Raw genomic sequence first — 4267 nt, 5'->3', positions numbered from 1 at the left:
TCATTGTCACCGCCCTCTGAAAGCGTGCTTTCTTTTTGTGGGTATATACGAAAAAAGGGAACATCGCAAAAAGCTTATTCACTTTTAGTATTGACAGCTTCGGTTTCTCGATATATGATTGCATATAAATAAATATTTCAAGCAAAGATTGGAAATAGTAGAAGGTGTCATAAGCTTTCAGAGAGCCGATGGTTGGTGAGAATCGGCAGTTATTCCCTTTGAACTCCTCCAAGAGCTGCTCCCTGAACAAGTTTTCAGTAGGGGATGCCGGGTTTCTGCCGTTACAAAGATAGGTGGTGATCGCCGCCGAACATGAGTGGGTTGATGATATTTTATTTAACCAATTAGAGTGGTACCGCGAGCAAAGCCTCGTCTCTATATTTTTGTAGAGACGGGGCTTTTTTTACATTAAAAAGAATTTAATCAAAGGGGTGTTTTGAAAATGGCAAGAAAAATTTGGGTATTTGACACGACGTTGAGAGATGGAGAGCAAGTTCCGGGCGCCAAGCTCAATCAATATGAAAAACTGGAAGTGGCCCAGCAACTGAAAAAGTTGGGGGTCGATATCATCGAAGCCGGATTCCCCGCGTCTTCAACCGGTGATTTCAATGCTGTGAAAGAAATTGCGGCAACTGTAGGCAATACTGATGACATGATGATCACGGCGTTGGCAAGAGCAGTAAAATCTGATATTGATGCGGTTTATAACAGCGTGAAACATGCTGAAAATCCGTTGATTCATATTGTTTTAGGAACTTCAGACATTCATGTGGAAAAGAAATTCGGCAAATCGAAAAACCAAATATTAGACATCGGCGTGGAAGCGGTCAAGTATGCCAAAAACTATTTGCCAGATGTGCAGTATTCCACGGAAGACGCATCGCGCTCTGATTTTGAATACTTATGGAAGACAATTGAAGCTGTCGTCAAGGCAGGGGCAACGATCATTAATGTTCCGGATACAGTCGGCTATGCCGAGCCGGAAGAGTTTGGGGAACTGATCTTTAAATTAAATGATCGCTTGAAAAACTTGAATGATCAAGTTCTTTTAAGTGTTCATTGCCATAATGACCTGGGCATGGCTACCGCGAATACGTTAGCTGCCATCAAAAACGGGGCGGATAAAGTGGAATGTACGATAAACGGGATTGGCGAACGGGCCGGGAATGCTGCGCTTGAAGAGGTCGTGATGGCAATCCATACACGTCCATCTGTCTATCAAGCATATACGAACATCAATACGAAGGAGATCATGAATACGTCCAGGCTGGTAAGCAGTTTTATGGGGCTTGATGTTCAAGTAAATAAAGCCATTACGGGAGACAACGCCTTTGCCCACTCTTCAGGTATACACCAGGACGGATTATTGAAATCAAGGGATGCTTACGAAATCATCAGCCCGCATGAAGTCGGTTTAGATGATATGGAACTTGTGTTAACCGCACGATCGGGCCGCCATGCCGTCAAAAATGCTCTTGAAAAGTTGGGTTTTGATAACCTTACTGATGTTCAATTTGAAGAAATATTTGCAGACTTCCTCAAATTGGCGGATAAGAAAAAAGAGGTCTATCATCATGATTTATATATCATTGTTGAGAACCATTTCACAGAAAATCACAATCAAGCTATCGCCCACTTTAGTGACCACTTTTTCGAATTGATAGATTTGCAAGTGATCAGTAACACAAGCTTTCCGTCAGCCAGTGTAAAAATGAAAAGGGGAGAGCAAATGTTGGAGGGGAGTGCAGTCGGTTCCGGCCCTATAGATGCACTGTATTCCGCCATAATGGAAATGAGCCAGCTCGACATCCAACTGCATGAGTATCATATCAGCAGTGTTTCAAGAGGGAAGGAGGCAGTGGGAAAAGTTAAAATCCAGGTGGAATTCAGAGGGGAAAAATACACGGCTAAAGCAACAGACACGGATATCATGAAAGCAAGTGCATCGGCATTTATCAACGCGATCAATCATATTGTTGTTGATCATTTGCTTCCAGTCGGCTAGATGCAATGGGGGATGAATCAAATCCCCCATTTTTCAATGAATGAGGGCTTTATTCAATGGAAATCCTGCAAAAGAGTCATCTTTTCGTGAAGGGCTATTACAGATATATTTACCCCTTCCTCATTTGTCAGCCTTTTTTCAGGTACATAGGTTCCCAATGCCGTTATTCTGGCTTTGGACCGAACGTTATTCATCAAAAACACTCCTTTATTTGGGATGAAGTTCTATCATCTGGTACTAATCAAAGGGTATGAAAAACTTATTTCTGCTTTTTTATTTGAGTTTGCAAGAAATGTGTTTTCCCGGATAAAAGATCTGTAAAAGCTGCCAACTCATCTTTACTGTTTGTATTCACGTAAAAAGGTTCTCCAAAAATGATGGTTGCTTTCCTTGCTTTCCATAATTCTTTTAAGTTTGCAGGCCCTTCATATGCAGCGGGAACGACCGGAACCTTTGCCAAATTGGCGATCGTAACAGCTCCCCGTTTTAATGAAACATCTTCCATCGTTCTTGTTCCGCCGGGAAATATGCCGACAACTTCCCCGGATTTTAATAATTTAATAGGCGTCTTGATGCTGCTTGGTGAAGGATTTTCTCGATTGACAGGAAAGGCATTGATTTGGGAAAGAAAACGGGATATCAGCCTGTTTTTAAACAGCTCTTGCTTTGCCATAAAATGAATCGGACGCGGCGTACAAATTCCCAGAACGACTACATCCAGCCAGCCTTTATGCGTACAAGTTAAAACATAACCCCCTTTTGATGGAAGTAAATGTTTATTTTTCACCTCAACTTTACCCAGCATTCGAAAAATGATCGTGGCGAAGGTCAAAACAAATTTATACATATCATTCACCTGTTTCATTATCTGGTTTTAGCACCTGGTAATAATTATAAAGATTAAGAAATCAATATTCAACTAAGAATACATGAGTCAAACGCTTAATTGATTTTCGTCCGGCCTATCATGATCAATAATGAAGGACATAGCAGCCCTAGCATTATTACACACTGTTTAATCCAATCATCAGATAAATGGCAGTTCCCCATATAAACAGAGCTGAACATTTGTTGAAGGTGTTCATTATTTTTCCTTTACCATCCAGCTTCTTCATAATCCTGCCTGCTGCCGTTAACCCAAAGAACCAAATCCAGGACACTGAAATACAGGCAATTGTAAAAAGTATTTGTTCCAGTCCGGTATATTTTAATGCGCTTGTCCCAATGACGCCAACAGTATCCAAAATGGCATGAGGGTTTAATAGAGATACCGATAGTGCGAAAATGATCTGTTGCTGGATTGGCAATGCTTGATTCGTCCCGGTCGGAGCAGGTTCGGCCCTCCAAATCCCGTATTGAGCGAGGTGATTGGACGGTTGGAATGAAACTCCCGACGCAGCGCCAGATGGCGGCACAATTTAAAGTGAATCGAAGTACGGTTCAGCTCGCTCTCGATGAATTGCGGGCGGAGGGCTGGCTTGAATCGAAAATGGGGTCAGGCGTATATGTGGCGAATAACGCATGGAATGTGCATTTGAGCAGATCCCAGCCGAATTGGCAAAAGTATATTGAGTCAAGTATGTATAAACGAACTATCATACGATTCAATTAATCAATGAATTTGAGCAAAAGGATCATATCATCCGTCTTGGAACAGGTGAATTATCGCCGAATTTATTGCCCGCGAAAAAAATAGAACAATCTTTAAAAGAGATTTCACTCGAGTCTAAAGCAATTGGTTATTCTTCACCGCAGGGAAGTAAAAAGCTTCGTGAAATTTTATGTAATTATTTAAAAAAACGGGGAATTGAAACGGCCCCGGAAAATGTGTTAATCGTTTCTGGTGCGCTTCAAGCACTTCAATTAATAGCCATAGGATTATTAGAACAAGGATCGATCGTTTTCCAGGAAAAGCCATCGTATTTACATTCCGTTCATCCATTTCAATCGGCAGGGATGCGCATGTTATCAGTTGAACAGGACGATTTAGTAAACAATTTACGAACAACTGGCAGAAGGCCCGGCATTTCAATGCCGGGATGAATGCCAGAAACATAGGTTTAAAAAAGAAATCGGCTCTTGTTTTTATTTTTTAAATATTGTATCATTAATATAGAATGTATGTTCGGATGTCCGAGTAAATATGGCGAAAAAAGGTCCCCGCTATGTCGTAGAACTATTCCTTAAAACGGAGATTTTTCAAGTTCATATATTAGAGAAACGCCTTGAAATCGGCCGCCATATTTATAACGCCTGCAAGCG

At 41.3% G+C, this 4267-nt stretch carries 3 protein-coding genes, 2 pseudogenes and 1 other annotated feature; of the genes and pseudogenes, 2 read left to right on the top strand and 3 right to left on the bottom strand.

What is annotated here, in order from left to right:
* The first annotated feature begins 135 nt into the window (after positions 1-135).
* Positions 136-380: a binding site (T-box leader), on the top strand.
* A gap of 62 nt (positions 381-442) precedes the next feature.
* Positions 443-2005 carry a 2-isopropylmalate synthase gene (locus AB1L08_RS21735; RefSeq protein WP_413066680.1) on the top strand — a complete coding sequence of 521 codons (1563 nt, stop codon included), beginning with the start codon at positions 443-445 and terminating at the stop codon, positions 2003-2005.
* 53 nt (positions 2006-2058) lie between these two features.
* Here AB1L08_RS21735 and AB1L08_RS21730 read toward each other — a convergent pair whose 3' ends face one another.
* The 3 genes and pseudogenes from AB1L08_RS21730 to AB1L08_RS21720 all read right to left on the bottom strand — a co-directional run.
* On the bottom strand, positions 2059-2199 hold the full coding sequence (locus tag AB1L08_RS21730) for a hypothetical protein (protein WP_413066679.1): 141 nt from the start codon (positions 2197-2199) through the stop codon (positions 2059-2061).
* Positions 2200-2264: 65 nt separating this feature from the next.
* Positions 2265-2852 carry a lysophospholipid acyltransferase family protein gene (locus AB1L08_RS21725; protein WP_413066678.1) on the bottom strand — a complete coding sequence of 196 codons (588 nt, stop codon included), beginning with the start codon at positions 2850-2852 and terminating at the stop codon, positions 2265-2267.
* Positions 2853-3009: 157 nt separating this feature from the next.
* Positions 3010-3360: pseudogene (locus AB1L08_RS21720) on the bottom strand (LysE/ArgO family amino acid transporter); the annotation flags it as partial.
* On the opposite strand from AB1L08_RS21720, the pseudogene AB1L08_RS21715 reads away from it, so the two are divergent.
* A pseudogene (locus tag AB1L08_RS21715) lies at positions 3351-4024 on the top strand (aminotransferase class I/II-fold pyridoxal phosphate-dependent enzyme); the annotation flags it as partial. The pseudogenes AB1L08_RS21720 and AB1L08_RS21715 sit on opposite strands and share 10 nt — an antisense overlap.
* Positions 4025-4267 lie beyond the last annotated feature (243 nt).

The organism is Siminovitchia jepli (assembly GCF_047228825.1).
GTDB lineage: Bacteria > Bacillota > Bacilli > Bacillales > Bacillaceae_C > Siminovitchia.
This window is presented reverse-complemented; position numbering and strand designations above follow the sequence as displayed.